We start from the raw sequence: 26,994 nt of genomic DNA, 5'->3' as shown, positions 1-26,994 counted from the left end.
TACGCCACACCGACCTTTCAGGCCAGTTTCCGTCACATGAACAACAGGAGACAAGAGCCAATCACGAAAAATGGTCGTTCGGCGGACTTATCGCCACAACTTCTTCCCGTAGTTCGGCGATCTCCGCTCGCGGGACCCACGCCCGGTACACGCCCCGCTCGACGCGCTCCAGCCCCAGTGCGAGCGCCGCGGGCGCGGAGCCGCCCAGGTATTCGAGCAGGAGAAGGCCGTCGCGCTCGTCGTGGACCTGGAACCGCTCGTCCCGCCAGATGCACTCCGTGGTCACGAACTGAAGGGACGCGCACTCGGTCACCGGCACCGTGCGGACGTGGCAGCCCGGCTCGACCTCCTCGAAACCGTCGGCCGGGCCGGTGGTGCGCAGGCGTACCCACAGCTCCAGGGCGTGCGGCTCCGGGCTGGCCACGTAGTCGGCGCCCTGCCAGTGGGCGCGGTAGAAGTGCCAGGTCATCGTTCCCCCCTGCCGATCAGCAGCCATCGCCGCAGGTCACCGTGGTACAGCGCGCGCCGGTGCTCGGCGCCCTGGACGGTGAGCTCCCAGATCTCCGAGCCGTGCGGCAGGCCGACGCCGTACACCTTGTACTCGCGGATGACCTGGTCGACATTGGGCACCAGGCCCATGCCCACGAACGGCGGCTCCTCGACCACCCAGCCGGCCACCGCGACCCGGCCCTCCTCGTCGCGCCCGCCGTACGGGGTGCGGTAGAGGTCGAGGCCGACGGGACGCCAGCGCAGGATGTTCAGCGAGCCGCTCTCGGTCAGCATCTCCGGCTGCTTCAGGGCGTCGGCCAGCACGGCGGGCGTGGCGATGTGGGAGACGTCGAGGGCGTGGTGGCAGTAGCCGGAGACGCGCGGCTCGCCCGTCGCCAGGAGGTCCCCGATGTCGGACGGGGACAGCAGCTTCTGCACCACCGGCACCCCCGAGTCGGGCGCGAGCAGCAGGTCCTGGACGAGCGTGGGCACCGCCAGCCTGGCCAGCGTCCCCGGCTCCAGCAGGAATGCCGCCCCCAGCCCCGGATTGACCGCCAGCCCCCATCGCGGGTCGGGCCAGCCGGCCGCCAGCTCGGCGGGCGAGACGACCCGGCAGTGCGTGGCGGCGCCGCCGGTCGCGGTGATCATCGCCTCGACCGAGGTGAAGGCCACCACCCAGGTGCGGCCGGAGTCCGTGGCCGTCGCCCAGGCGGGCGGCTCGGTACCGGCCGCCGCGGCGGCGGTGATCGGCAACGCCAGGTCGGCGTCGCGGAGCAGGCCCAGGCACAGGGCGTCCTGCCCGTCCTGGCGGGCCGCCCACAGCTGTTCCTCGAACGGCGTGGCCGGCAAATGATCACTGGACGTCATCCGCCCAGTCTGCCCGCTACAACTCCAGGCGCACGCCATAGGCGGTCAGCCAGACGTTCAGGTCGAGCGCCAGCTCCAGGCTGTACCTGCTCATCGTGGTCGTCACCTTCTCGGGCGGCGCCGAGGCGGCCTCCCGGACGGCGTCGGGGTCGAGGAGCCGCAGCACCGGAGCGTCCTTGTCGGCGGCCAGCTCGCGCAGCGCCGCGCGGAGCGCCTGCTCGTAGCCCACGTCCTGGGTCACCGGGTACGGCGCCTTGACCCGGCGCAGGATCGGCTCGGGCAGCAGGTCGGCCCCGGCCGCCCGCAGCAGGCTCTTCTCCCTGCCGTCGAACGTCTTCATCGACCAGGGCGTGTTGAACACGTAGTCGACCAGCCGGTGGTCGCAGAACGGCACGCGCACCTCCAGCCCGACGGCCATGCTCATCCGGTCCTTGCGGTCGAGCAGGAAGGGCAGGAAGCGGGTCAGGTGCAGGTAGCAGATCTCGCGCATGCGCCGCTCGCGGGCGTCCTGACCGGGTACGTGGGGCACCTCGGCCAGCGCCGTACGGTAGGCGTCGGCCGTGTAGGCGTCCAGGTCGAGCTGCCGGATCAGCGACTTGTCGAGCATGTCGGACGGCTGCTGCTCGCGCATCGCCATCGCCATCCACGGGAAGGTGTCGGCCTCGACCGTCTGCGGCAGGTGGAACCAGGCGTACCCGCCGAAGATCTCGTCGGCGGACTCGCCCGACAGCGCCACGGTCGAATGCTCGCGGATGGCCCGGAACAGCATGTAGAGGGAGGAGTTCATGTCGCCCATGAAGCTCGGCGCGTCCCAGGCCCGTACGACCGAGGCCCGCAGCTTCGGATCGGCCAGCTCCGCCGGCCCGAGGACGATGTCGGTGTGCTCGGAACCGACGTGCTCGGCCAGCATCCGCACGAACGGCCGGTCGGGATCGCCGCGGAACTCGTCGGGCCGGAAGTGCTCGGCGTAACCGGCGTAGTCGACGGCGAAGGAGCGGATCGGGCCGTGCGTCCTGGCCAGCGCGGTGACGACGCTGGAGTCGAGGCCGCCGGAGAGCAGCGTGCAGATCGGCACGTCGGAGATCAGTTGCCGGCCGATGATGTCGTCGAGCAGCTCGCGCACCGTGCGGACGGTCGTGTCCAGGTCGTCGGTGTGCTCGTGGCCCTCCAGCGACCAGTAGCGGCGCAGCCGCGCGCCCTGCCTGCCCACGCGCAGCAGATGGCCGGGCGGCAGCTCGAACAGGCCCTGGTAGACCGATCGCTGCCGGAGGCCGGCCAGGCTGAGCAACTGCCGCAGGCCGTCGAGGTTCACCACGGGCGGCGCCAGCGGGTTGGCCAGGATCGCCTTGGGCTCGGAGCCGAACAGCACGCCGTTGGGCAGCGGGTAGTAGAAGAGGGGCTTGATGCCCATGCGGTCGCGGATCAGGACGAGCTCCTGCTCGCGCTCGTCCCAGACGGCGAAGGCGTACATGCCGTTGATCCGGTCGGCGACGCCCTCTCCCCATTCCAGGTAGCCGCGCAGCACGACCTCGGTGTCGCTCCTGGTGCGGAAGCGGTGGCCCTTGGCGGCCAGCTCCTCGCGCAGCTCCCGGAAGTTGTAGACCTCGCCGCTGTAGGTGATGACGGCCAGGCCCTCGGCCTCGATCGGCATGTGGCCGCCCTCGACGTCGATGACGGCGAGCCGGCGGTTGCCGAGCGCGGCGTGGGGTTCGAGATGGAGGCCCTGGTCGTCGGGGCCCCGGCAACTCATGGTCTCGGTCATGGCGAGGGCGGTGGCCCGTTCGCTGGTCAGGTCGCGGTCGAAGTCCACCCATCCGGCGATGCCGCACATACGAGGGTCCTCTCAGACGAAGTCTGACAACTTGCCTGACGCCCTCGCAACATAACCGTACGGAGCTGCTCGGTCCATACCCGATAAATGCCCCTGAAAGCGGTCTGGGCCCGCACCCCGGAGAGGTGCGGGCCCAGACGCGGGCTGCGTGGGTCAGGCGGGAACGATGTTCTCGGCCTGCGGGCCCTTCTGGCCCTGCACGACGTCGAAGGCCACCTTCTGGCCCTCGGTCAGCTCACGGTAGCCACCGTTGGAGACGATGTTGGAGTAGTGGGCGAAGACGTCGGCGCCGCCGCCGTCCTGGGCGATGAAGCCGAAGCCCTTTTCGGAGTTGAACCACTTCACGGTACCGGTTGCCATATCGGATCTCCTTCAGAATGTGCAGAGACGGAATCCGCACCGCGCGGACCCCCGTGTCGCCGCGTTGAGCCCATCCCGGAGATGACCGGAAAACAAAAACGCACCTGAAGATCCAGCCCTTTCAGGTGCGCACAAAGTCTTTTATGGGTACCACAACTGCAACGCGGCTAACGCTAGCACACCCATCGCGCATGACGCAAATGCGGGGGCCTTCACCGCGGGTCGCGGCGCAGCGGATGGCCGGGCGGCACCTCCACCAGGACGATGCGATGGCCGTCGGGGTCGGCGATCCACATCTCGACCAGGCCCCACGGCTCCAGCCGTGGCTCGCGCAGCACCGTGACGCCCGCCTGCCGCAGGCGCTCCTCCTCGCGCCCGACGTCGCGCACCTGCAACCAGATCGACAGCGTGCCGCCGGTCGCGGGGCCGTCGGAACGCCCGGCGACCTCAAGGAAGCCCTGGCCGAGGAAGAAGACCACGCCCGGATCGTCGTCGGGGCCGAACTCGCGGTAGACCGCCAGGCCGAGGGTCTCGGCGTAGAAGCGGCGGGTGCGTCCGGGGTCGCTCGGCCGCAGGAGCACGCGGCTGCTCAGCACGTCCACGAGGTCATCGTAGGCCGCGGGGGGCGTGGCGGGCCGGATCGGACGGGCGCATGTCGCGGCCCCGGAACCCGTCATGGGGTTCCGGGGCCGCGCATCCTGACGTGTCTGGCGGGACCTGGCTCACGCGGGCCCGTCAGGAGTTCGGGGGCTGGTCGCCGAGCCGGCGCTGGAGGTCGGCGATCTGCCGTTCCAGGTCCGCGACCTGCCCGGACCTGGGGTCCGAGGGCGGGGCGAACTGGCCGTAGCGGACGGACCTGGTCTGGTCGCCGCCGGCCTGCTGGTGAGGGGGCTGCTGGAACCGGTCGTCCGGCGCCGATCCGTGCGGGCTCGCGGCGTGACCGCCCGCGGCGTACCCGCCGGGGCCGTACCCGCCGTGGCCGTCGGAGCCGTTGTGGCCGTACTGGCCCTGGGCCGGGTACATCGGCTGGACCGGCGGCGAGAGCTGGGCCTGGGCCGCGGGAAGCTGCTGCCACGGGGGCGGCGGCACCGCGCCGTACCCGGGCTGGGGCGAGATGACGGCCGGCTGGGACCGCCGCCGCCCGCGCAGCACCTTGACCAGGACCGCGACGAGCACGAGGAGGAGCAGCACGCCGCCGCCGATCAGCACCCACATCAGGATCGGCTTGGGCGTCTCGTCCTTGCCCGCGGAGATCGCCTGCTGGGAGTCGCTGATGTACTTGGCCACGTACGGGTGGTTCGGGAACAGCGCCTGGACCTCGCGGAACTTCGGCAGCGCGGCGGAGTAGTAGCGCCGGAAGAAGTCGTTGAGCGCCTCGTTGTACCGGGTCGTCGTGACGGCCTGGGCGGGCTTGACGTTCTTCTCGCCGAGCTTCTCCTTGATGATGCCCACCGGCAGGACGAAGCTCTCGCTCTCCGACGCCTCGCCGCCCTCGCTGACCGTGCCCGCGATCAGCATGCCGACGACCTTGCCGTCCTTGCTGAACACCGGGCCGCCGGAGTTGCCGTGGTAGGACGGCGCCTGCGTCTGGATGTACGGCACGCCGGTCTGCGTGGTGCGCTTGGCGTTGTACGGGCCCTCGGTCAGGGCCGGCTCCAGCTTCGACTCCAGGCTGAAGAACGGCGTGTTGGTGACCAGGCCGGGGAAGCCGCTGATGTAGAGGGTGTCACCGGTGCGGACGTCGGCGTCGTCGCCGAGCGGCACGGTCGGCAGGTTCTGCTGGCCGTTCACCTTGAGCAGCGCGAAGTCCTTGCCGGGGTAGCTCTCGCCCACCGACACCAGCTCGGCCGGGACCGCCTTGGCCGTCTTGTCCACGCCGCCGCCCGGCAGGCTCTGCATGACCGACAGGCTCTGCTTGAGGTTGCCGAGTTGCATGTGGGTCGAGTTGAACGTGACGTAGATCTGCTGGGCGAGCTTGACGATCTCCTCGTCGTTCTTGAGGTCGCCCAGGCCGCTGATGATCTCCTTGGCGTCCTTCTTGTTGAACTTGGCCAGCGCCTGCTGCGCGAAGAGCTGGCTGAGCTCGGTGTCGCCGATCTGGACGCAGTGCGCCCCGGTGACCATGTACCCGTCGGGGGTGACCCACCAGCCGGTGCACATGCCGCCGACCTCGGCCTCGACCGTACGCATCGGGGTGGTCGCGGACACGTAGGTGTCCACGTTGGCCGCGATCTGCTGGAAGACCCACTTGCCGATGCTGCGCTCGTCCGAGGAGATCTTGCCGGACTGCACGGCGGCGACGGCTTCCTGGACGATCTGGTTGTAGGCCGCCTCGTTGATCGTGTTGGACGGGACGGACACCGTCGCCGTGTAGGTGAAGCTGGTCAGCTGCACCGCGGGCTGCGTACGCGCCGCCAGCCAGGTGCCGACCGGGACGTCGGGCCGCTCGTCGGGGGAGTCGTCGGCGGCCGCGGGCAGCGCCGGCAGCATGACCGCCGCGACGACCGCCGCACCCGCGGCGACCCTCATCAGCCTTTTCCTGAAATATCCGCTCACAGGCGGAATGATGAGTTAGCCCTCTTGTTCCTGGCTTGGAGCCGACTGGGAGCCCCCTCCAAGCCCCCACCAGGCCCAGGTCCGAAGCCCTTGCCGGGCCACCGGGTGCAAGCCCTCACCAGGCTCAGCCCCCGCCCCCCACCCGCCGCCCTTCTGTCCAGGCGGCGGGGGCGCGTCCGTCGGGGGGCTAACGTGCGGTGATCACGGTGAGGTCGGCGTCGAAGTCGCGGTCGAGGGGGAAGACCGGCCGGGCCAGCCGCTCGTACGGCAGGCGTTGCAGGTCCTGGTCGACACCACCGGGCGTCAGGGCCAGCAGCCAGTCGCCCGCCGCGTCGAACAGCTCGGGCTCAAGGTAGCCGATCTTGACCGTCACCAGGTCCACGTCGTCCACCGAGACGCCCAGGCGGGCGTAGGAGGCCAGCTCGCGGTACTGCATGCGGCGCGAGGTGACGAACACGCTCAAACCGCCCACCCGCACGCTGACGCACAGCCCGCCGTCGGGGTCGTCGGCGACCGCCTCCAGCACGCCTTCGATCGGCAGCGGCCCCGGCTCGCGGGCGTCGATCCGGCCGCCGACGCGCAGGGCGACCGGCGAGCCGGGCGCGAGGCCGGCGACCTGGGCCACGGCCTCGGGATCGACCAGCGAGGCGTAGACCGCGCGGACCGAGCCGCCGGCGATCTCGGGACGGGCCAGCATGCGTTCAAGGGCGAAGGTGACGTCGTCGGCGCCGCCCGCGCCCGGGTTGTCGCCCGAGTCGCTGATGAAGAACGGGCGCCGGGCCGGGTCCTTGACCGCGGTCAGCGCCTGGTCGAGGCATTCGTCCATGGAACCGGTGGGCGCGACGAAGGTGAACGCGTCGCGCGCCGCCCAGAAGTGCTCGCCCAGCTCGCGGGCGGCCTCGGCGGTGGCGGCGGCGTCGGTGCCGGTGGCGACGACCGCGCCGCGGCAGCGGGGCTCGTCGGCCCAGGCGAAGCCGATCCAGATGGCCGCGTCGATGACGCCGTCCCTGGCCTCGATCTCGGGGACGCGGGCGTAGAGGCCCTTGGCGGGCTCGACGCGTGTGCTGGTCATCTCGCCGGGCAGCAGGATCGGCACGTGCACGAGGGCCTTGTGCGGACGCTGCCCGCGGCGCAGAGCCTCCACCAGGTTGCGCGCCGCGCGCTCGCGGGTCTCCCAGACGTCCACGTGCGGGGCGGTGCGGTAGCAGGTGAGCAGGTCGCAGCCGTCGAAGAAGCGGTGGGAGACGTTGCCGTGCAGGTCCATGGCCGCCGAGACGAACGGCCCCCCGCCGGTCACCGAACGGACCACCGTGATCAGGTCGCCCTCGGCGTCCTCCAGCCCGACCACGCTCATCGCGCCGTGGATGTCGAGCAGGACGCCGTCCACCGGGCCGGCCGAGGCCAGCCCGGCGGCGATCTCCGCGGCCCAGGCGTCGTACGTCTCCCTGGCCACGGCCCCGCCGGGCAGGGCGCGGGCGTGGACGAGCGGGATCCACTCGACGTCGGCCGCCCACGGCTCGGCGAGCCAGCCGTACCGCGCGAGCAGGGCGTCACCGCGGGTGACCTCGAAGTCGGCGGCGGTGCTCAGGTGCGGGGAGAAGGTGCTGGACTCGATGTGCACGCCGCCGACGGCGACGCGGAGGGGACGGGACACGGGCGGGGATTCCTTGCCTAGGAGGGACGGACGTCGGCCGAGGCGCGCACGAGATGCCCGAGGCCGATCAGGGCCGCGTCCGGGCCGGCGGCGCTGGCCTCGATGGAGAGTGACTGGGTCATGGACGGCAGGCAGCGCTTGTAGAGCATGCTCCGGGCGGCGGCCACGTAGACGTCGAGGCTGGACAGGGCGCCGCCGATGACGACGGCGTCGGGGTTGAGGAAGTTCACCAGGCCGGACAGGGCGACCCCGAGCAGGCCGCCGGCGTGGCGGACCAGGGTCACGACGGACGGCTCGGCGTCGACCGTGGCGGCGATGACGTCGCGCGGCGTGCTGACCCGCAGGCCCCGGTCCTGGAGCTGGCGGACCAGGGCGGCGCCGCTGGCCACCGTCTCCAGGCAGCCGCGGCTGCCGCAGGAGCACTCGCGCTCGCCGCTGTCGGCCACCCGGACGTGCGTGACGTCGCCGCTGAGGCCGCGGCCGCCGCGGTAGATCTGGCCGCCGCTGACCAGGCAGCCGCCGATGCCGGTGCCGGCCTTGACGTAGATCATGTCCCCGGGGTCGCGGCCCCGGCCGACGTACTCGCCGATGGCGGCGGCCTTGGCGTCGTTGTCGACGACCGCGGGCACGCCGAAGCGCTCCCTGAGGTGGGTCTGGGCGTCGAAGCCGCTCCAGCCGGGCATCCGGGCCGGGCCGATCAGCCGGCCGTGCGGGTACTCGACCGGGCCGGGCAGCGCGACGCCGATGCCGAGCAGCGGCTGACCGGGGGCCTTGGCCGTGCTGAGCTGCTCGTACGCCTGCCCGATGGCGTCGAAGACCTGGCCGGGCCCGTCCGCTATGTCGGTGGCGATCTCCCGTACGGCCAGCAGCCGGCCGTCGGGCGAGCACAGCCCGACGCGCGCGTGCTGGGCGCCCAGCTCGGACACCGCGAACGCGCCCTGGACGTCGCGCAGGCGCAGGATGCGCGGCCGCCGCCCGCCGGTGGAGCGGCCCACGCCCTCCTCCAGGATGGCGCCCTCCTCCAGCAGCCGCCGGACCACGCTGGAGACCGTGGACGGAGCCACCTGGAGAGTCTCGACCAGGTCGGCGCGCGATGTCGCCGCACCGCTGGCCAAGAGGTCGAGCGCCTGCTCACGCAGGTTGGCGGGACTCGATGGCTCCGGCATGCCGCTCCTTCTTCAGGCCGGTCTCCCGGCAGGCCCGTCGTCGCAACAGAGCCCCATCATGAGGCACCGGCGACTTCGACTCTAACCTGAAAGAAGTAAGCGAACAAAGTGTGTTACTTCCGTTGACTTCATACGGGACCATCTATACATTCTCCGCATTGAACGCACCAGGCCCTCCGGAAAGCGCAGGGCGCCGTGCGACGTCAACCGAGGAGATCCCATGGGGAGCAGATTCCACCGGCGCGGGCTCCGCGGCACCGGCGCCCTGACGGGCGTGCTGGCCATCGGGCTGGCGCTGACCGCGTGCAGCGGGTCCGCCGGCGGCGCGCAGAAGGGCGCCCAGAGCGGGGGCCAGACCAAGGACGGCGTGACCGTCGCCCTCAGGACCCCGAACTGGATCCTGCCGATTTCGGCGCCCGGCTTCACCCAGGGCGAGAACGTCATCTTCGGCTCCGCCCAGTACCGTCACGTGTACGAGTACCTGCTGGACGGTTCGGCGAAGTACAACATCGACCCCGAGCGCTCGATGGCCGGACCGCCCGAGGTGAGCGACGGCGGCAAGACGCTGACGATCACCCTGAAGGACAACACGTGGTCCGACGGCAAGCCCGTCACCACCCGTGACATCCAGTTCTGGTGGAACCTCGTCACCGCGAACAAGGACAAGTGGGCGTCCTACCGCGAAGGCGGCTTCCCGGACAACATCGCCGAGTTCAAGGTGAAGGACGACAAGACCTTCTCCCTGACGACCACGAAGACGTACAACACCGGGTGGTTCGTCGGCAACCAGCTCAACCGCATCGTGCCGCTGCCCCAGCACGTCTGGGACAAGGACTCGGCGACGGGCAAGGTGAGCGACCTCGACACCACGCCCGAGGGCGCCAGGAAGGTCTTCGACTTCCTCACCGCCGCGTCGAAGGACCCCAAGACGTACGCGACCAACGAGCTGTGGCAGGTCAACAGCGGCCCGTGGAAGCTGGAGAAGTACGTGCCGAACGGCGAGGTCGTCCTCACCGCGCGCCCGAACTACTCCGGCTCCGACAAGCCGAAGCTCAAGTCGGTGACGCTGCGCCCCTTCACCAGCGACGACTCCGAGTTCAACGTGCTGCGCGCCGGTCAGATCGACTACGGCTACGTGCCGCCGGCCAACCTGTCGCAGCAGAAGTACCTGGAGTCGAAGGGCTACCAGATCGCCCCCTGGTACGGCTGGTCCATCACCTACCTCCAGCTGAACTTCAACAACCCCGCCTCGGGCCCCCTGTTCAAGCAGCTCTACCTGCGCCAGGCCCTGCAGTCGCTCATCGACCAGCCGACCATCAGCAAGGCCATCTGGTCCGGCATGGCAGCCCCGACCTGCGGTCCCGTCCCGGCCAAGCCCGGCACGAACGGGTCCAGCGAAGGCTGCGCCTACTCCTTCGACCCGGCCAAGGCCAAGCAGCTCCTGGAGAGCCACGGCTGGCAGGTGACCCCCGACGGCCAGACGACCTGCCAGAAGCCGGGCGCCGGCGCCGACCAGTGCGGTGAGGGCATCGAGTCCGGTGCGAAGCTGGCCTTCACCGTCACCAGCCAGACCGGCTTCTCCGCGACGACCAAGATGTTCGCCGAGATCAAGTCGCAGATGGCCAAGCTGGGCATCCAGCTCACCATCAAGGAGGTGCCGGACTCGGTCGCGGTCACCCCGGCCTGCAAGTCCTCCGACTCCGAGTGCTCGTGGGACATGTCGTACTTCGGCTCGCAGGGCAGCTGGTACTACCCGGCCTTCCCCAGCGGCGAGCGGCTGTTCGCCACCGGCGCCCCGGTCAACCTGGGCAGCTACAGCGACGCCGAGTCCGACAAGCTCATCGAGGCCACCCAGTTCTCCGACGACGAGGCGACGCTGAAGGCGTACAACGACCGTCTGGCCCAGGACCTGCCGGTGTTGTGGATGCCGAACCCCGTCTACCAGATCTCGGCGTACCGTTCCGGGCTCCAGGGCGTGACGCAGGACCCGATGAACAACATGTTCTTCCAGGACTGGTCCTGGAAGAGCTGAGACAGTCCCCCACTCCGGCGGCCCGTGCGGGGGCCGCCGGGGTCCCCGGAGCAAGGAGGGTCCACGCGTGGCCCGGTATCTGATCACCCGCTTGGGCCAGGCCCTGATCATCGTCGTGCTGGTCACGATGATCACGTTCGTCATCCTGCATCTCCTGCCGGGCGGCGCGGCGCGGGCCACCCTGGGCAAGGACGCGACGCTGGCGCAGCTCGCGGCGTTCGACCACGAGATGGGCTACGACCGCCCCTGGATCCAGCAGTACGTCATGTTCATCGGCCGCCTCCTGCGCGGCGACCTCGGCTACTCCTTCCAGCTCAACCAGTCGGTGGCCGAGGCCATCGGCCAGCGGCTGCCCAAGACCATGGTGCTGTCGCTGTTCTCGACGATGCTGGCCGTCGTCGTCGCCATCCCGCTCGGCGTCGTCCAGGCGATGCGGCGCAACAGGTGGCCCGACTACACGATCACCACCCTGTCGCTGCTGGCCTACGCCACGCCGATCTTCTTCATGGGTCTCATGATGATCATTCTCTTCTCCCAGGTGTGGCCGATCCTGCCGCCGGAGGCCTCGCAGGGGTTCACCCTGGGCGAGGTGCTCGCCGATCCGGCCGGGCTCGTCCTGCCCACCATCACGCTCGCCATCGTGACCGTCGCCGTCTACTCGCGGTACGTGCGCTCCTCGATGGTCGACAACCTCAACGAGAACTACGTGCGCACCGCCCGCAGCAAGGGCCTGTCGGAGGCGCGCGTCGTCGCCCGGCACACGCTGCGCAACGGCCTGTTCCCGGTCATCACGCTGCTCGGGATGTACCTGCCCGCGCTGTTCAGCGGCGCCCTGGTCGTCGAGGCCCTGTTCAACTACCCGGGCATGGGCCAGCTCTTCTGGCAGGCGGCGCTGAAGCGGGACTTCCCGATCCTGTTCGGCGTCACCTTGATCATCGCGGTCGCGACCGTGCTCGGCGCTTTGCTCGCCGACCTGCTGTACGCCGCCGTGGACCCCCGCGTACGGCTCAGGACGGCGGCCCGCTCATGACCGCACCCGCCGAGGCGGCCGGCACGCCGGTCCCCGCCGACGAGGCACCCGTACGCGGCCAGTGGCGCCAGGCGCTGACCGTCTTCGCCGAGAACCGCCTCGCCCTGGTGGGCCTGGTCATCTTCGTCGTGCTGGGTGCCCTGTGCTTCCTCGGGCCGCTGTTCTATCGGACCGACCAGGTGCACACCGACCTCGCCTCGGTCTACCTGGCCCCCGGCACCCCCGGGCACCCGCTGGGCACCGACGGCGTCGGCTACGACCAGCTCGGCCGCCTGCTGCTCGGCGGGCAGACGTCCATCGTGGTCGGGCTGGCCGCCGGCGTGCTGGCCACGGTCGTCGGCACGATCTGGGGCGCCATCGCCGGCTTCACCAGCGGCTGGGTGGACGCGGCCATGATGCGGGTCGTCGACGCGATGATGTCGATCCCCTCGCTGTTCCTGTTCATGCTGATGGCGACCATCGTCACGCCGACCGTGCCGATGCTCATCCTCATCATCGGCGCCTTCGCCTGGCTGGGCCCGGCCCGGCTGGTCCGCGGCGAGGCGCTGACCCTGCGCTCGCGCGAGTACGTCCAGGCCATGCGGTCGATGGGCGGCACCGGCGGCAGGGCCGTACGGCGGCACATCATCCCCAACGCCATCGGGACCGTGATCGTCAACGCCACCTTCCAGGTCGCCGACGCCATCCTGTACGTCGCCTACCTGTCCTTCCTCGGCCTCGGCGTGCCGCCACCCGCGGCGAACTGGGGCGGGATGCTCTCCGACGGCCTCGCCAACACCTACAGCGGCTACTGGTGGCTGCTGTACCCGCCCGGGATCGCCATCATCCTCATCGTCCTCGCCTTCAACTTCATCGGCGACGGGCTGAGGGACGTCTTCGAGGTCCGCCTCCGGCGGCGCTAGGAGGAACGGAACATGACCCCTTTGCTGCGCCTGCGCGACGTCAGCACCGACATCCCGCTGCGTCAGGGCGTCGTGCACGCCCTCGACCACGTCAACCTGGAGGTGCGGCAGGGCGAGACGCTCGGCATCGTGGGCGAGTCGGGCAGCGGCAAGACCATGACCGCACTGTCGATCATGGGCCTGCTGCCGTCCGGCGGCCACGTCGTCGGCGGCGAGATCCTGTTCGAGGGCCGCGACCTGCTGTCCCTGCCGCCCGCCGAGATGCGCAGGATCCGCGGCGTCGAGATGGGCATGGTGTTCCAGGACCCGCTCACCTCGCTCAACCCCACCATGCGCATCGGCGCCCAGGTCGCCGAGCCGCTCCGGGTCCACCAGGGCGTCGGCAAGGCGCAGGCGCGTGAGCGGGCGATCGAGATCCTGCGGCGGGTCGGCATGCCGCGTCCCGACAAGATCGCCGACGCCTACCCGCACCAGCTCTCCGGCGGCATGCGCCAGCGCGTGGTCATCGCCATGGCCCTGGTCTGCTCGCCCCGGCTGCTCATCGCCGACGAGCCGACCACCGCGCTCGACGTCACCACCCAGCGCCAGATCCTCGAACTCATCGATGACCTGCGCGAGGAGTTCCAGATGGCGGTCGTCCTGGTCACCCACGACCTGGGCGTGATCGCCAGCCGCGCCGACCGCGTCGCCGTCATGTACGCCGGCCGCGTGGTCGAGGCCGCGACCACCGCCGAACTGTTCCGGCAGCCGCGCCACCGCTACACCGAGGCGCTCATGGAGTCGCTGCCCGGCGCGGCCGGCCACGAGGGCGGCGCGCTCTACAGCATCCCCGGCCTGCCGCCGGACCTGTCCCGGCCGATGACCGGCTGCCGGTTCGCACCCCGCTGCCGGTTCGCGACCGAGGAGTGCCGCACCACCGACGTGACCCTGTCCGGCGACGAGCACCAGCACGCCTGCCTGCACCCGGTGCTCCAGCCGCGGGCGCGCGCCGAGGTCGCCGCGCCGGTGCCCGGCCGGGCCGGGCCGCAGGACGAGGTCGCGCCGATCCTGTCCGTCCGCGAGCTGGTCAAGAACTACGACGGCACGGGGTCGCTGGGCCGCAAGGCGCCGCAGGTGAGCGCCGTCGCCGGGGTCGGCTTCGACGTGCGCCCCGGCGAGACGTTCGGGCTCGTGGGCGAGTCGGGCTGCGGCAAGTCGACCGTGGGCCGGCTGATCGTCGGCCTGGAGGAGCCGACCTCCGGGCAGATCGTGGTGGACGGCGCCGACATCGCCACGCTCGACCGGCGCGCCCGCCGCCGCATGCACCGGCGGGTCCAGCTCATGTTCCAGGACAGCTACGCGGCGATGAACCCGCGCATGCGCATCGACTCCATCCTGTCCGAACCCCTGGAGATCCAGCAGGCCGGCGACCGGGCCGGCCGCCGCTCCCGCATCGGCACCCTGCTGGATCAGGTGGGCCTGCCGCGACGGGTGCTCGACCGGTACCCGCACGAGTTCTCCGGTGGCCAGCTCCAGCGCATCGGGCTGGCCAGGTCGCTGGCCCTGGAGCCGCGGCTGATCGTGTGCGACGAGCCCGTCAGCGCGCTCGACGTCTCCATCCAGGCCCAGGTGCTCAACCTCATGCGCGACCTCCAGCGCGAGCTGGGCCTGTCGTACGTGTTCATCAGCCACGACCTGTCCGTCGTGGACTACATGTCCGACCGGATCGGCGTCATGTACCTGGGCAAGCTCGTCGAGGTCGGGCCCGCCCGCGACGTCGTCAGGGCCGCCCGGCACCCGTACACGCAGGCGCTGATCGAGGCCGTGCCGTCCGCCGAGCCCGGTGTGGCACCGCGCGAGAGCGTGGCGATCAAGGGCGAGCTGCCCAGCGCGCAGAACCCGCCCACGGGATGCCGGTTCAGGACGCGCTGCCCGCTCGCCCAGGAGATCTGCGAGACCGAACCGCCGCTGGCGGGCGGCGCCCATCAGGTGGCCTGCCACTTCCCGCTGCGCACGGCGGATTGAGGTGCCGGCCCGGGCAGGCGGGCCGGCACCTCGCCCCCCGTCAGGAGCCCCAGACCTCGAACTCGTAGATCCGGGCCGCGGGGTCGGAGTCCTGCGCGGGCTTGGTGATGTTCAGCCGCACGTACCGGGCGGTCGAGGTGACCGGGTGCGTGCTGGTCCCGGCGGTGTTGCCGGTGACCGTGACCGCCGTGGTCCACGGGTCCGAGGCGGACGAGCGCACCTGGACGGTGAAGTCACGGGTGTTCCAGCTCGCCTGCTCGGCGCCGGCCTGGGCGTGCCTGACCACGAACCGGGTGAGCTGTTTCGCCGAGCCGAGGTCCACCTCCAGCCACTTCGTGCTGGTCAGGGCGCACCACTTGTCGGCGTTCCCGCCGGACACGCTGCCGTTGACGGCCTTGGCCGGGCCCTCGTCCGCGTTGCACTGGCCGGAGGCGGTGGCGGGCCGGCCGAGCGCCAGGTTGCTCTCGCCGGGGTCGCCTCCCCAGGCGACCGTGGTGGAGGCGGCGGGGGAGCGGCCGTACTCGGGGGAGACCGCCTCGACGTCGATCGTGGTCGAGGTCTCCGTGCCCACCCGGTCGAGCTGCGGGACGAAGTAGGCGTCGTTCGGGGTGCCGCCCAGGTAGGTGCGCGTCCCGTCGGGGTTGCGCCGGTAGACGTCGTAGTGGTGGGCCTGGCCGGAGCCCGACCAGGACAGGCGGAGCGACTTGCGGCCGGCCGACACGTCGGTGACGCCGAGCACGCTCACGCCGGTGGGGGCGGCGGGAACGTCCACCGCGCCGTCGTAGACAGAGAGCTGGCCGACGCGGATGTCGTAGGCGTCGTTGCTCCCGGCGGCCTGGAGGCCGAGCTGGGCGATCGTCTTCCCGGCGTGGGCGGACAGGTCGAGCGTCCTGCGCTCCCAGCCGGTGCCCGCCGCCGAGCCGAGGTCGAACGTGGTGAACGTGGTGGGCGCGTCGGTGAAGGCGACGGCCGCCCGCAGGTTCGTCGCGCCCGCCGCCGGAGCCTTGAACACGACCGAGAGCTTGGTGTCGGCGGCCACCGGCAGCTTCGTCTGGTAGAGCCGGACGGTGTTGACCGAGTCCAGACGGCCGCGCAGACGCAGCGAGGAGCCGCCCTCGTAGGCGTCGCCGAAGTCGATCGAGGGCGTGAGCCTGGTCCCGGCGGACGAGACCAGCCACTGGTAGGTGGGCGGCACGTCCTGGAGCGAGAGGTTGTTCCAGCCGCCGGTCCGCACCCGGACGCCGCCGACGTTGTAGAAGTCGCCCTGTCCCGCGTTGAACCCGGTCACGAAGGGCTTCGCGGTGACCGCGCTGGACTCCGCGACGTACGTGGCCAGGCCCTTCCACGAGGAGGACGTCGAGGTGTTCGACGGGTCGCCGTTCGCGCCCACCCAGTAGCGGGCGTCCTTGGTGCGGAAGTCGTCGCGGCCGGAGGAGGACTTCCACGTCCATTCCGGGCGGTAGAGGCCGAGCGAGGTGACGTGCGGCCGGCCGGCGGGGAACAGCGCGTCCCAGGACACGCCCGTCCCGTAGCCGTTCGCCTCGGTGTCGATGCCGGAGTAGAGCTCGTACCCGCTGCGGCCGAGCGAGCCGGCCCGGTCGCGGGAGGAGGCCAGACCGCTCGCCGACCAGCCGAAGTTCAGGAACATCGAGTCGGAGACCTTGGCCGGATCGGCCAGGAAGGCGTCGTTGGCGGTGGTCAGGGCGTTCTGCCAGGAGACCGAGCCGCTCTCGGTCATGGCGTCGTACCACATGAACTCGACCGGGCCCTTGGCCCTGGCGTACTTCATCAGCGACCGCAGCTCGGTCGCCAGGGACGCGTCGCCGCCGGCGGTCTCCTGGTTGACGAACCAGCCGTCGAACCCGTAGTGCTGGGCCACCTGGACGAGCTTGTCGGCCACCACGTACGAGGAACCGGACTTCCGGACGAAGTCGCGCACCCACTGGATCTGGCCGCCGTAGGCGGTGGGCGGGAAGAAGACCGTTCCGTACACCTTCACGCCGTTGCGGTGGGCGGCGTCGATGACCGTGGGGTTCGGGGCCAGGATCAGGCCCTCGCCCGCCGAGCCGCCCCAGAAGACCAGCGTGTCGACGTACTGCCAGTAGCCGAAGGCGTAGTAGGCCGGGTCGTACGAGCCCTGCGACGGGTTGTTCGAGGTCGGGCCGAACGACACCAGCGAGGCGATGCGGCCCTCCCCGGCACGGGCGTTCGCGTTGGCCTTCAGCGCCGGGTCCTGGATCCTGGGCCGCAGCGGTACCCGGGAACGGTTGAAGCGGGCGTCGGGGTCGGTCGCCGGGTCCCACGACAGGATGGTGTCCGGGTACCAGTAGGAGGCGTACGGCTGGTCGCCGGGCTGGGCCGCGGTGGCCTGGGCCGGGCCCGCGACCAGCGCGGCGGCCAATGAGGCCGCCGCGCACAAGGTGGATAACAGCCTGCGTGGCATCTGAGCTCCTTGTCTCATGCCTGGGTCAGGACGGTGTCGATCCCCCGAGCTTGAAGATGCGCGGCGTCCGCGCTGCGGGCCTTGGTGACGATGGCCACCGGCCCCGATCGGCGCAGCCGTACCCACTCGGCGTGGAAGGGGCTGCCCGGCGCGACCTCGCCGCGCCGGCCGGGCTCGGTCGCGAGGTCGGGCTCGCAGACGAGCGCGGGCCTGCCGCCGCCGTCCGCCTGCCGGGCGCCGCCGGAGCGGCGGTGCTCGGCGATCACGGCGGCCAGCTCCCGAGTGGCCGGCTTGATCCGGTGGTCGACGGTGAACAGGCCGAGGTCGTACTCGCGTTCCGGGAAGTCGGCCAGCGAGCGGTCGAGGTCGTGGGAGCACCACCAGGTGACGCCGTAGAGCGCCGGGTTGGCGGTGACCAGGTCGAGCATTCCGCGCACGAACGCGGGCGCGTCGGCGGCGGGCACGTCCGGGGCGGGCGCGCCGACCTCCTGGAGCCACACCGGCCTGTCCGGGTCGGCGCTGGTGGCGGCGGCCAGCTCGACCAGGTAGTCGGCGTGGGAGACGGTCGCGGGGCCGAGCGGGCCGTCGAGGGCGGACACGCCGTTGAACACCCACGAGTGCACGGTGGTCAGGTCGCCCAGCTCGACGGTGTCGGCCGGGTGGAAGGGGTGGCCGGGGTCGTACCAGGTGGCGTCGTAGAGGGAGTGGAGGGCGAGCAGGCGGGGGGCGGCGGCGCGGGCCACGCCGACCAGCTCGGCGGCCCAGGCCGAGGACGCGTCCGGCGTGGTGCCGTTGGCCGGGAAGAGGTTGTCGACCTCGTTGCCCAGCGTCACGGCGAACACGTTGCCGCGGGTGGCGACCTCGCGGGTGAGCCGGTCGACGTACGCGGCCAGGCCGTCGCGGACGTCCCGGTCGGTGAACAGGCTGCGCCGGTGCCAGGTGAGCACCCAGGACGGCAGGAAGTCGAAGCTGGACAGGTGGCCCTGGAGGAGGTCGACGCAGACGTCGAGGCCGAACTCGGCGGCGATGTCGATGAGGGCGAGCACGTCGTCGATGCCGCGCTGCCGGATCAGCGAGCGATTGGGCTGAATCCACGGCCAGACCGGAAATATCCGGATGTGGTCGAGGCCGATTCCGGCCAGGTCGGCCAGGTCGCGGCGGGCGGCGTCGGCCGAGAAGTCGAGCCAGCTGTAGAACCAGCCCTCCGCGGGCACGTAGTTGGCGCCGAAACGCAAGGGGAAGGGCACACGTCCTCCGAGGAGTCGATCGGAACTCCCCGAACCCTAAATCGGTTTAGTCCGCTTGCCAAGACACCGCTCCCAGGAGGGCGCGGCGGCCCGCCGGAACCGGCCGGAAGGCGGTCAGGCGTCGCGGGACGGCGGCGCGGTGCTCTCGCGGACGACCAGGCGCGGCGTGGCGGTCTTGAGGTCGCGCCGCCGCCCCGGGTCGGCGATCAGCTCCAGCAGCACCTCGGCCACCTGCCCGCCCAGCGCGAACGTGTCCCGCGACAACGACGTGATCGCCGGATGCGTGACCCGGGTCAGCACCGAGTCGTCGAAGGCCACGATGGACAGCTCGTCCGGCACGCGCACCCCCATCTCGCCCGCCACCCCGAGCCCGGCCAGCGCCATCACGTCGCTGTCGTAGACGATCGCGGTGGGCCGCCGCCCGCGCGACAGCAGTGCCCTGGTGGCGGCGGCGCCCTCGGCGTCGCTGAAGTCGGTCGGCACCGACACCGCCTCGACCAGCCCGAGCCTGCGCACGGAGTCGCGCAGCGCGCGCATCCGCCGCTGCGTGTGGCGGAAGCGCGGCAGCCCGGCCACGTGCGCCACGCGCCGGTGGCCGAGCGCGGCCAGGTAGTCGACCACCGAGAGCATCGCCTCGCGGTCGTCGGCCCACACGCTCGACAGCGACCCGTGGCCACCCGGCCCGCCGAGCACCACGGCGGGCACCTCCAGCTCCTGGAGGGCGTCGATGCGCGGGTCGCGGACCTGCGGGTCGACCATGATGAACCCGTCCACGCGGTGCGCGGAGGCCCATTCGCGGTAGACCTCGATCTCGGCCTCGACGTCCTCGACCACCAGCAGGTGCATGGCCACCGACTGGGCCGACAGGCTGGCCTGCAGCCCCGACAGGAGCTGGGCGAAGAACGGCTCCACGCCCAGCGTGCTGGCCGGCCGGGCGATGACCAGCCCGACGGCCTCGGCCCTGGACCCGCCGAGCGCCCTGGCCGCGCTGTGGGGCCGCCAGTTCATCTCCTTGGCGGCCTGGAGGATGCGGGCCCTGGTCGCCTCGCTGACGCCGGGACGGCCGTTGAGTGCGAACGACACCGCGCCCTTCGACACCCCGACCCTCTCGGCGATGTCGGCGATCGTCGGTCGGCCCACGGCTGGCTCCTCACGGATTCGTCTCATCTATTGACACCGCAGTGTAGCCCGGTGGATAGTCCCGCAACTAGAGCGGTTTAGTTCCCAGAAGGAGTGCTTCATGCGAAGGTACTGGGCAGGACTGGCCGTGGCCGCCACGATGATCACCACGAGCTGCGGGCTCGGCGGCGCGGAGCAGGGTTCGGAACAAGGACCGGCAGTGCCGAGCGCGAGCCTGACCGGCGAGGTCAAGGGCAAGGTGAGCCTCCAGACGTGGGCGCTGAAGCCCAAGTTCACCGACTACGTCCAGGGCGTCATCGACGCCTTCGAGAAGAAGTACCCGGGCGTCGAGGTCGAATGGCTCGACCAGCCGGCCGACGGCTACTCCGAGAAGGTGCTGAGCCAGGCGGCCGGCGGCACCCTGCCCGACGTCACCAACCTGCCGCCGGACTTCGCGCTGCCCCTGGTCAAGCAGGGGCTGTTACTCGACGTCGGCCGGGCCGACGCCAAGCTGGCCGACGAGTACGTCCCCGGCGGCGTCGAGGCGTACCGGTTCTCCGGCCACGACGGCGTCTACGGCTACCCCTGGTACCTCAACACCGACGTCAACTACTGGAACTCCGAGCTGCTCAAGAAGTACGGCCTCGACCCGGCCAAGCCGCCGGCGGCCCTGGACGAGCTGATCGCGCAGGCCAGGACGGTCAAGGAGAAGTCCGGCGGCAAGGTCTACCTGATGAGCCGCCGCCCCGAGCTGGGCGACCTCACCCAGGCGGGCGTCAAGATCCTCGCCGACGACGGCAAGAGCTTCGTCTTCAACACCCCCGAGGCCGTCGCCGTGCTCGACCGCTACCGGGCGGCGTTCAAGGACGGCCTGCTGCCGCGCGACGTGCTGACCGACACCTACGCGGGCAACGCCAAGCTGTTCAACGAGGGCACGGTCGCCTGGACGACCGGCGGCGGCAACTACATCACCAGCCTGGCCACCGACAACCCGACGCTGGCGCCCAAGGTGGTCTCCTCGCCGGTCTGGGACGTGCCCCCGCTGTACGTCCAGGGCCTGTCGGTCTCCGCGAAGACCAAGAACCCGCCCGCCGCGCTGGCCCTGGCCCGCTGGGTGACCAACGCCGAGAACCAGGCCGCCTTCGCCCGCCTGGTCAACATCTTCCCCAGCACCAAGGCGTCGTCGGCCGACCCGTTCTTCAGCAAGAGCGACGGCACGAACTCCGGCGACGCCAAGGTCACCGCGTTCACCTCGCTGGCCAAGGCCAAGGTGTTGCAGCCGTACGAGGTGACCGAGGCGATGAGCAAGTACATCAGGCAGCAGTTCGCGGCGGCGATCAGCGGCGAGATCGGCTCCAAGGAGGCGCTGGACAAGTCGGTGGCGAAGTGCAACGAACTGCTCACGAGCTGAGCGGCCGATGACCCACCGCCGCTGGTTCACGCCGTGGCTGCTGGTGCTGCCCGCCGCCGTCTGGCTGGTGGCGTTCAACGTCTGGCCCTCGATCAACACGATCGTGCTGTCGTTCACGAACGCCAAGCCGCTCGGCGGCGGGCATTTCACCGGCCTGGCCAACGCCGAACGGGTGCTGAACGACGACCAGCTCGTGGACGCGCTGGTCAACAGCGTCGTGTTCATGCTGGTCTGCCTGCCGCTGCTGACGATGCTGCCGCTGCTGATCGCGATCCTGGTGGAGAAGCGGCTGCCCGGGATCATGTTCTTCCGCACCGCCTTCTACACGCCCGTCGTGGCCTCGGCCGTGGTGGTGGCGCTGATCTGGGGCTGGCTGCTGGACGACCGGGGCCTGGTCAACGGCTTCGCGCAGTGGCTGGGCGTGGTCGCCGCGCCGGTGCCGTTCCTGACCGACCGGTGGCTGCTGCTGTTCAGCGCGATCAGCCTGACCGTGTGGAAGGGCCTCGGCTACTACATGATCATCTACCTGTCGGCGCTCGGGAACGTCCGGCGGGAGCTGCACGAGGCGGCCGCCGTGGACGGCGCGAGCGCGATCCGCAGGTTCTGGAGCGTCACCGTCCCCGGCGTGCGCAACACCATGCTGCTGGTCTCGGTCCTGGTGTCGGTGTCGGCGCTGCGCGTCTTCTCCGAGCTGTACGTGCTGTCGAACGGCACCGGCGGCCCCGGCGGGCGCGACATGTCGCTGGTCATGCTGATCCAGATGTACAGCCGCGGCTTCTCCGGCCATCTCGGCTACGCCTCCGCGCTGAGCCTCGTGCTGCTGGTGATCACGATCGGCCCGATGCTCCTGCTGCTGCGGCTCGACAGGAAGGCGGCCTGAGGTGGCGCGCACCGACCCGGCCCACCGGCGCCGCCCCATGGGTGGGGGCTCGCTCAACACGATCTCGCCGGGGGAGCGGGCGCTGCGGTACGCGCTGCTCCTGCTGATGCTGGCGATCACCGTCTCGCCGTTCCTGTGGCAGCTGTCCACGTCGCTGAAGAGCCTGGACGAGGACATCTACACCAGCACGCCGGCCTTCCTGCCCGAGCACCCCACGCTGGACAACTTCGTGGAGGTCGCCCGCACGATCCCGGTCTGGTCGTACGCCGCCAACTCGGTGGTCGTGGCGGCCATCGTGGTCACCGGCAACGCCGTCGGCGCCACGCTGGCCGGCTACGCCCTGGCCAAGCTGCGCTTCCGGGGCGCCAAGCTGCTGCTGGGCGCGTTCCTGGCCACACTGGTGCTGCCGGAGGAGGTGACGATCGTGTCCAAGTACGTGATCGTCCGCGACCTCGGCCTGGCCGACACGCTGCCCGGCGTGGCGCTGCCCGGCGCGATCGGCATGCTGAACGTGCTGCTCATGCGGGTCGCCTTCAGCTCGATCCCGCCCGAGATGGACGAGGCCGCGATCATCGACGGGGCGACCGCATGGCAGCGGTTGCGCCATATCGGGCTGCCGAACGTCCGTGGCATGCTGAGTGTGATCACGATCTTCGCGTTCATCGGCGCTTGGGACGACTTCCTGTGGCCACTCATCGTGCTCAACGACCCCGACCACTACACGCTGACCGTGGGCCTGCAGTACCTCAACGGCACGTTCACGGCCAACCCTCGCCTCATCGCGGCGGGCACGATGATCTCCTTCCTGCCGATCGTGATCGTGTTCGCGTCCCTCCAGCGCTTCTTCTTCAGGGGCGTCGCGGAAGGCGCGATCAAGGGTTGACCCGCCACCTCTAGGGAGCTCTCCGATGCATGACGACCGCACACTGGTCGAAGCCCGTCTCAAGCGCGTGCTGGACGAACGTCTGCGTCCGGCCGTCTATCCCGAGTCCGTGCCGATGGACGTACGCGTCTGGCACGCGCCGGGCGAGCCCGTGCCCGTCGCCGAAGGGCTGGCCGCGCCCGCCGAGCCGATCGCGGTCGGCACGGCGTGGGGCGCGCCGTGGGGCACGAGCTGGTTCACGGTGACCGGCACGGTCCCGGAGGACTGGGCAGGCCGGACCGTCGAGGCGGTGCTCGACCTCGGCTTCGACGAGAACATGCCGGGCTTCCAGTGCGAGGGCCTGGTCTACCTGCCCGACGGCACGCCGGTGAAGGGGCTCAACCCGCGTAACCAGTGGGTGCGCGTCGGCGCGCCGGTGACCGGCGGCGAGCACGTCGAGCTGCGGATCGAGGCGGCCTCCAACCCGGTCGTGCTCGGCTACAAGCCGTTCGTGCCCACCCCGCTCGGCGACAGGGAGACGGCGGGCGCCGAGCCGCAGTACCGGCTGGTGCGCATGGACCTGGCCGTGTTCGACGAGACGGTGTGGAACCTGATCCTCGACCTGGAGGTGGCCGGGGAGCTGATGCACGAGCTGCCCGCCGACAGCGGCCGCCGCTCCGAGCTGACCCGGGCGATCGACCGCGCCCTGGACGCGATCGACCTCCAGGACGTCAACACCACCGCCGAGGCCGCCTGCGCCGAGCTGGCCGGCGTGCTGTCCGCGCCCGCCGTGCCCTCGGCCCACCGGATCAGCGCGGTCGGGCACGCGCACATCGACTCGGCCTGGCTCTGGCCGCTGCGCGAGACCGTCCGCAAGGTGGCCCGTACGGCCTCCAACATGACGGCGCTGCTGGCCGACGAGCCGGAGTTCGTCTTCGCGATGTCGCAGGCCCAGCAGTGGGCGTGGATCAAGGAGCACCGGCCCGAGGTGTGGGCCAAGGTGACCAAGGCCGTGGCGGCCGGGCGGTTCGTCCCGGCCGGCGGCATGTGGGTGGAGTCCGACACGAACATGCCCGGCTCCGAGGCCATGGCCCGCCAGTTCGTGCACGGCAAGCGCTTCTTCATCGACGAGTTCGGCGTCGACAACGAGGAGGTGTGGCTGCCGGACACGTTCGGCTTCGCGGCCGGGCTGCCGCAGATCATCAAGGCGGCGGGCTCGAAGCGGCTGCTCACCCAGAAGATCTCCTGGAGCCGGACGAACACGTTCCCGCACCACACGTTCCTGTGGGAGGGCATCGACGGGACGCGGGTGTTCACCCACTTCCCGCCGGTCGACACCTACAACTGCTCGATGAACGGCAGGGAGATCGCGCACGCCGCCCGCAACTTCAAGGACAAGGGCGTCGCCCGGCACTCGCTGGCCCCCACCGGGTGGGGCGACGGCGGCGGCGGCACGACCCGCGAGATGGTGGCCAAGGCCGCCCGGCTGCGCGACCTGGAGGGCTCGGCCACCGTCACCTGGGAGACCCCGGCCGACTTCTTCGCCAAGGCCGAGGCCGAGTATCCCAGCCCGCCGGTCTGGGTGGGCGAGCTCTACCTGGAGCTGCACCGGGCCACGCTGACCAGCCAGGCCAAGACCAAGCAGGGCAACCGGCGCAGCGAGTCGCTGCTGCGCGAGGCCGAGCTGTGGGCCGCCACGGCCGCCGTACGGGCCGGGGCGCCGTATCCGTACGAGCAGCTCGACCGCATCTGGAAGACGGTGCTGCTGCACCAGTTCCACGACATCCTGCCCGGCTCGTCGATCGCCTGGGTGCACCGCGAGGCCAGGAACACCTACGCGGCGCTGGCCGAGGAGCTGAACGGCCTGATCGCCGGCGCCCAGCGGGCCCTGGCCGGGGACGGCTCCCGCGAACTGGTCTTCAACGCGGCCCCGCACGCCCGCGACGGCGTCCCGGCCGGTGGCGCGGCCGCGGCCGTACCGGCGGCCGCGACCGGCAGGGAACCCCGGGAGGGCGGCGGCTACGTGCTGGACAACGGCCTGCTCCGGGTCGAGGTGGACGGGCGCGGCCTGATCGTCTCCGCCTACGACCTGCGCGCCCGGCGCGAGACCCTGCCCCCCGGCCAGGCCGCCAACCTGCTCCAGCTCCACCAGGACTTCCCCAACATGTGGGACGCCTGGGACGTGGACGAGTTCTACCGCAACACCGTCCGCGACCTCACCGACGCCGACGAGGTGACGGCAGGCGAGCGGCCGGGCTCGGTCCGGGTCACCCGCTCGTTCGGCGGCTCGTCCGTCACGCAGGTGATCTCGCTGCACGGGCGGCGCGTCGACATCGCCACCGAGGTCGACTGGCACGAGACCGAGAAGTTCCTCAAGCTGGCCTTCCCGCTCGACGTGCGGGCCGAGCGCTACGCCTCCGAGAGCCAGTACGGCCACGCCTACCGCGCCACCCACACCAACACGAGCTGGGAGGCGGCCAAGTTCGAGGCGTGCAACCACAAGTTCGTGCACCTGGAGGAGCCCGGCTGGGGCGTGGCCGTGGTCAACGACTCCACCTACGGCCACGACGTGACCCGCACGGTCCGCGAGGACGGCGGCACCACCACGACCCTGCGGGTGTCGCTGCTGCGCGCCCCCCGCTTCCCCGACCCCGAGACCGACCAGGGCAGGCACACCTTCCGGCACGCCCTGCTGCCCGGCGCGACGATCGGCGACGCGGTGCGCGAGGGCTGGTTCGTCAACCTGCCCGAACGGGTGCTGTCCGGCGACGCCGAGGTGGCGCCGCTGGTCACGGTGGACGACGACGCGGTCGTGATCACCGCGGTCAAGCTGGCCGACGACGGCAGCGGCGACGTGGTCGTGCGCTTCCACGAGTCGCGCGGCGGACGGGCGGCGGCCACGCTCACGGCCGGCTTCCCCGTCACCTCGGTGACCGTGACCGACCTGCTGGAGCGCCCGCTGGCCGAGCCCGAGCGGCCCGGCCCGTCGATCCCGGTGACGTTGCGGCCGTTCGAGCTGGTCACGCTGCGGCTGGCGCGCTGATCGCGGGCGTCAGGGGAGGGGATGGGCGCCCGGGTGCTCGTCCCACCACTGGCGGAAGATGGGGTTGTCGTCGATGTGGTCCTCGAAGGCGGCGGCGAGCCCGCGGTAGATGGCCGCCGCCGCGTCGGGGCCGATCAGGTCCCTGCGCCAGGCCATGACCAGGTGCCCGACCTGCGGCTCGCCCACCAGCGGCCGTACGGCGGTGCCCTCGGGCACCGGCCAGGTCGGGTCCACCAGGCGCACGCCCAGCCCGGCGGCGACCAGCGGGCGCCCGGCCCCGCTGGGGGCGTCGTAGCGCACGTCCGGCTCGAATCCGGCGGCCCGGCAGGAGGCGCGCAGGGCGGCGAGCGAGCCGTCGTCGGCGCCGGGCGGGCTGATCCAGCGCTCGTTCCTGAGGTCGGACAGGTGCACCTGGGGCTGCTCGGCCAGCGGGTGCCCGGCGGACATGGCCACGAAGATGGGATACCTGGGCACCAGCGTGCGGGTGACGACGGGCGGCGTGAGGGTGACGTCGAAGCCCTCGATCATGCCCATGAGCGCGGCGTCGAGCTGGCCGTGGGTGAGCGCGTCGGCGAGCTGCACGCTGGACGGCTCGATGCGCAGGGAGATCGACCGGCCGGGTAACGCCTCGCCGACCCGGTCCACCACGCTGGCCACGCACGCCAGGTGGCTGCACCCGAGCCGGAGCCCGGTGACGGACGGGTTCGCGTCGTGCAGGTCGCCGAAGAGGGCGTCGATCTCCGACAGGACGATCCGGGCACGGGCGATGACCTGACGTCCGAGCTGGGTGGGTTGGACGCCGTTCCGGCTGCGGGTGAACAGCTCACCACCCACCATCTCCTCGATTCTGCGGAGCTGGGTGGTGATCGCCGGTTGGGACAGCCCCAGGCGCGCGGCCGCCTTGGTGACGCTGCCCGCTTCGGCGATCGTACAGACCATTCGGAGATGCCGGAGATCCAGGTCCATAGCTCAGGATTATGTGACATGTGATGGCTCTTGGCGACGTATTCGAGACGCCCATAGGCAACACTTATGCGGCGTCGTATGACCACGCCCTCCGGACGGACCGCACACTCGTACCCGACCTCGCATCCATGC

The 26,994-nt window shown here is 71.1% G+C and carries 20 protein-coding genes; 8 read left to right on the top strand and 12 right to left on the bottom strand.

Annotated features, from left to right (window positions below; genetic code table 11):
- Positions 1–61 precede the first annotated feature (61 nt).
- The 8 genes from ACIA8R_RS50580 to ACIA8R_RS50545 form a co-directional block, all read right to left on the bottom strand.
- Positions 62–469, bottom strand: a complete 408-nt coding sequence (locus ACIA8R_RS50580) for a hypothetical protein (protein ID WP_364099570.1) — start codon at positions 467–469, stop codon at positions 62–64.
- Entirely contained in the window at positions 466–1,356 is an 891-nt protein-coding gene (locus tag ACIA8R_RS50575) for an SseB family protein (protein WP_357706845.1), read from the bottom strand. The genes ACIA8R_RS50580 and ACIA8R_RS50575 overlap by 4 nt, the downstream gene beginning before the upstream one ends.
- A 16-nt stretch (positions 1,357–1,372) precedes the next feature.
- Positions 1,373–3,187 (bottom strand): asparagine synthase (glutamine-hydrolyzing), encoded by a 1,815-nt coding sequence (gene asnB, locus ACIA8R_RS50570; RefSeq protein ID WP_397045189.1) that lies wholly within the window; start codon positions 3,185–3,187, stop codon positions 1,373–1,375.
- A gap of 153 nt (positions 3,188–3,340) precedes the next feature.
- The gene (locus ACIA8R_RS50565; RefSeq protein WP_055509312.1) at positions 3,341–3,547 is read right to left on the bottom strand and encodes a cold-shock protein; all 207 of its coding nucleotides are present in this window, start codon (positions 3,545–3,547) and stop codon (positions 3,341–3,343) included.
- Positions 3,548–3,759: 212 nt separating this feature from the next.
- Positions 3,760–4,149: a VOC family protein gene (locus ACIA8R_RS50560; protein WP_364099560.1), complete on the bottom strand. Its 390-nt coding sequence runs from the start codon at positions 4,147–4,149 to the stop codon at positions 3,760–3,762.
- Between the two features lie 133 nt (positions 4,150–4,282).
- A complete protein-coding gene (locus tag ACIA8R_RS50555) occupies positions 4,283–6,076 on the bottom strand; it encodes a serine protease (protein ID WP_397045187.1) in 1,794 nt (597 codons plus the stop codon).
- 214 nt (positions 6,077–6,290) lie between these two features.
- Entirely contained in the window at positions 6,291–7,757 is a 1,467-nt protein-coding gene (locus ACIA8R_RS50550; RefSeq protein WP_364099554.1) for a M81 family metallopeptidase, read from the bottom strand.
- A gap of 17 nt (positions 7,758–7,774) precedes the next feature.
- Positions 7,775–8,923 carry an ROK family transcriptional regulator gene (locus tag ACIA8R_RS50545; protein WP_357706838.1) on the bottom strand — a complete coding sequence of 383 codons (1,149 nt, stop codon included), beginning with the start codon at positions 8,921–8,923 and terminating at the stop codon, positions 7,775–7,777.
- Positions 8,924–9,143: 220 nt separating this feature from the next.
- Here ACIA8R_RS50545 and ACIA8R_RS50540 point away from each other — a divergent pair, with 220 nt between their 5' ends.
- The 4 genes from ACIA8R_RS50540 (at position 9,144) to ACIA8R_RS50525 (ending at position 14,891) form a co-directional block, all read left to right on the top strand.
- On the top strand, positions 9,144–10,955 hold the full coding sequence (locus ACIA8R_RS50540; RefSeq protein ID WP_364099551.1) for a peptide ABC transporter substrate-binding protein: 1,812 nt from the start codon (positions 9,144–9,146) through the stop codon (positions 10,953–10,955).
- 67 nt (positions 10,956–11,022) lie between these two features.
- Positions 11,023–11,985: an ABC transporter permease gene (locus ACIA8R_RS50535; protein ID WP_364099548.1), complete on the top strand. Its 963-nt coding sequence runs from the start codon at positions 11,023–11,025 to the stop codon at positions 11,983–11,985.
- Positions 11,982–12,887 (top strand): ABC transporter permease, encoded by a 906-nt coding sequence (locus tag ACIA8R_RS50530; protein ID WP_397045183.1) that lies wholly within the window; start codon positions 11,982–11,984, stop codon positions 12,885–12,887. The genes ACIA8R_RS50535 and ACIA8R_RS50530 overlap by 4 nt, the downstream gene beginning before the upstream one ends.
- 12 nt (positions 12,888–12,899) lie before the next feature.
- Positions 12,900–14,891: an ABC transporter ATP-binding protein gene (locus tag ACIA8R_RS50525; protein WP_364099542.1), complete on the top strand. Its 1,992-nt coding sequence runs from the start codon at positions 12,900–12,902 to the stop codon at positions 14,889–14,891.
- A gap of 40 nt (positions 14,892–14,931) precedes the next feature.
- Here ACIA8R_RS50525 and ACIA8R_RS50520 read toward each other — a convergent pair whose 3' ends face one another.
- The 3 genes from ACIA8R_RS50520 to ACIA8R_RS50510 all read right to left on the bottom strand — a co-directional run bounded on the left by ACIA8R_RS50520 (position 14,932) and on the right by ACIA8R_RS50510 (position 19,721).
- Positions 14,932–17,334 carry a discoidin domain-containing protein gene (locus tag ACIA8R_RS50520; protein WP_397045181.1) on the bottom strand — a complete coding sequence of 801 codons (2,403 nt, stop codon included), beginning with the start codon at positions 17,332–17,334 and terminating at the stop codon, positions 14,932–14,934.
- A 14-nt stretch (positions 17,335–17,348) separates the two neighbouring features.
- Positions 17,349–18,581, bottom strand: a complete 1,233-nt coding sequence (locus ACIA8R_RS50515) for a glycosyl hydrolase (RefSeq protein ID WP_364099536.1) — start codon at positions 18,579–18,581, stop codon at positions 17,349–17,351.
- Between the two features lie 114 nt (positions 18,582–18,695).
- The gene (locus ACIA8R_RS50510) at positions 18,696–19,721 is read right to left on the bottom strand and encodes a LacI family DNA-binding transcriptional regulator (protein ID WP_364099533.1); all 1,026 of its coding nucleotides are present in this window, start codon (positions 19,719–19,721) and stop codon (positions 18,696–18,698) included.
- A gap of 100 nt (positions 19,722–19,821) precedes the next feature.
- Between ACIA8R_RS50510 and ACIA8R_RS50505 the strand changes: the two genes are divergently transcribed.
- Genes ACIA8R_RS50505 through ACIA8R_RS50490 form a run of 4 tightly spaced genes read left to right on the top strand, consistent with a single transcriptional unit; the run spans position 19,822 to position 25,896 of the window.
- Positions 19,822–21,111, top strand: a complete 1,290-nt coding sequence (locus ACIA8R_RS50505) for an ABC transporter substrate-binding protein (RefSeq protein ID WP_397045179.1) — start codon at positions 19,822–19,824, stop codon at positions 21,109–21,111.
- A gap of 7 nt (positions 21,112–21,118) precedes the next feature.
- A complete protein-coding gene (locus ACIA8R_RS50500; RefSeq protein ID WP_397045177.1) occupies positions 21,119–21,991 on the top strand; it encodes a carbohydrate ABC transporter permease in 873 nt (290 codons plus the stop codon).
- Between the two features lies 1 nt (position 21,992).
- A complete protein-coding gene (locus ACIA8R_RS50495) occupies positions 21,993–22,874 on the top strand; it encodes a carbohydrate ABC transporter permease (protein ID WP_364099523.1) in 882 nt (293 codons plus the stop codon).
- 25 nt (positions 22,875–22,899) lie between these two features.
- On the top strand, positions 22,900–25,896 hold the full coding sequence (locus ACIA8R_RS50490; RefSeq protein ID WP_397045174.1) for an alpha-mannosidase: 2,997 nt from the start codon (positions 22,900–22,902) through the stop codon (positions 25,894–25,896).
- Positions 25,897–25,905: 9 nt separating this feature from the next.
- Here the strand turns inward: ACIA8R_RS50490 and ACIA8R_RS50485 are convergent, their stop codons facing one another.
- Positions 25,906–26,862 (bottom strand): LysR family transcriptional regulator, encoded by a 957-nt coding sequence (locus ACIA8R_RS50485; RefSeq protein WP_357706823.1) that lies wholly within the window; start codon positions 26,860–26,862, stop codon positions 25,906–25,908.
- Positions 26,863–26,994: the final 132 nt, after the last annotated feature.

Source organism: Nonomuraea sp. NPDC051191, from assembly GCF_044455665.1.
Classification (GTDB): Bacteria; Actinomycetota; Actinomycetes; order Streptosporangiales; family Streptosporangiaceae; genus Nonomuraea.
The sequence above is the reverse complement of the archived record's forward strand: the minus strand, read 5'-3'. Positions and strand labels throughout refer to the sequence as shown.

Coding starts and splice junctions, on each gene's coding strand:
- ACIA8R_RS50580 (WP_364099570.1), bottom strand. CDS start 469: ATGACCTGGCACTTCTACCGCGCCCACTGGCAGGGCGCCGACTACGTG.
- ACIA8R_RS50575 (WP_357706845.1), bottom strand. CDS start 1,356: ATGACGTCCAGTGATCATTTGCCGGCCACGCCGTTCGAGGAACAGCTG.
- asnB (WP_397045189.1), bottom strand. CDS start 3,187: ATGTGCGGCATCGCCGGATGGGTGGACTTCGACCGCGACCTGACCAGC.
- ACIA8R_RS50565 (WP_055509312.1), bottom strand. CDS start 3,547: ATGGCAACCGGTACCGTGAAGTGGTTCAACTCCGAAAAGGGCTTCGGC.
- ACIA8R_RS50555 (WP_397045187.1), bottom strand. CDS start 6,076: ATGAGGGTCGCCGCGGGTGCGGCGGTCGTCGCGGCGGTCATGCTGCCG.
- ACIA8R_RS50545 (WP_357706838.1), bottom strand. CDS start 8,923: ATGCCGGAGCCATCGAGTCCCGCCAACCTGCGTGAGCAGGCGCTCGAC.
- ACIA8R_RS50540 (WP_364099551.1), top strand. CDS start 9,144: ATGGGGAGCAGATTCCACCGGCGCGGGCTCCGCGGCACCGGCGCCCTG.
- ACIA8R_RS50530 (WP_397045183.1), top strand. CDS start 11,982: ATGACCGCACCCGCCGAGGCGGCCGGCACGCCGGTCCCCGCCGACGAG.
- ACIA8R_RS50525 (WP_364099542.1), top strand. CDS start 12,900: ATGACCCCTTTGCTGCGCCTGCGCGACGTCAGCACCGACATCCCGCTG.
- ACIA8R_RS50520 (WP_397045181.1), bottom strand. CDS start 17,334: ATGCCACGCAGGCTGTTATCCACCTTGTGCGCGGCGGCCTCATTGGCC.
- ACIA8R_RS50505 (WP_397045179.1), top strand. CDS start 19,822: ATGCGAAGGTACTGGGCAGGACTGGCCGTGGCCGCCACGATGATCACC.
- ACIA8R_RS50500 (WP_397045177.1), top strand. CDS start 21,119: ATGACCCACCGCCGCTGGTTCACGCCGTGGCTGCTGGTGCTGCCCGCC.
- ACIA8R_RS50490 (WP_397045174.1), top strand. CDS start 22,900: ATGCATGACGACCGCACACTGGTCGAAGCCCGTCTCAAGCGCGTGCTG.
- ACIA8R_RS50485 (WP_357706823.1), bottom strand. CDS start 26,862: ATGGACCTGGATCTCCGGCATCTCCGAATGGTCTGTACGATCGCCGAA.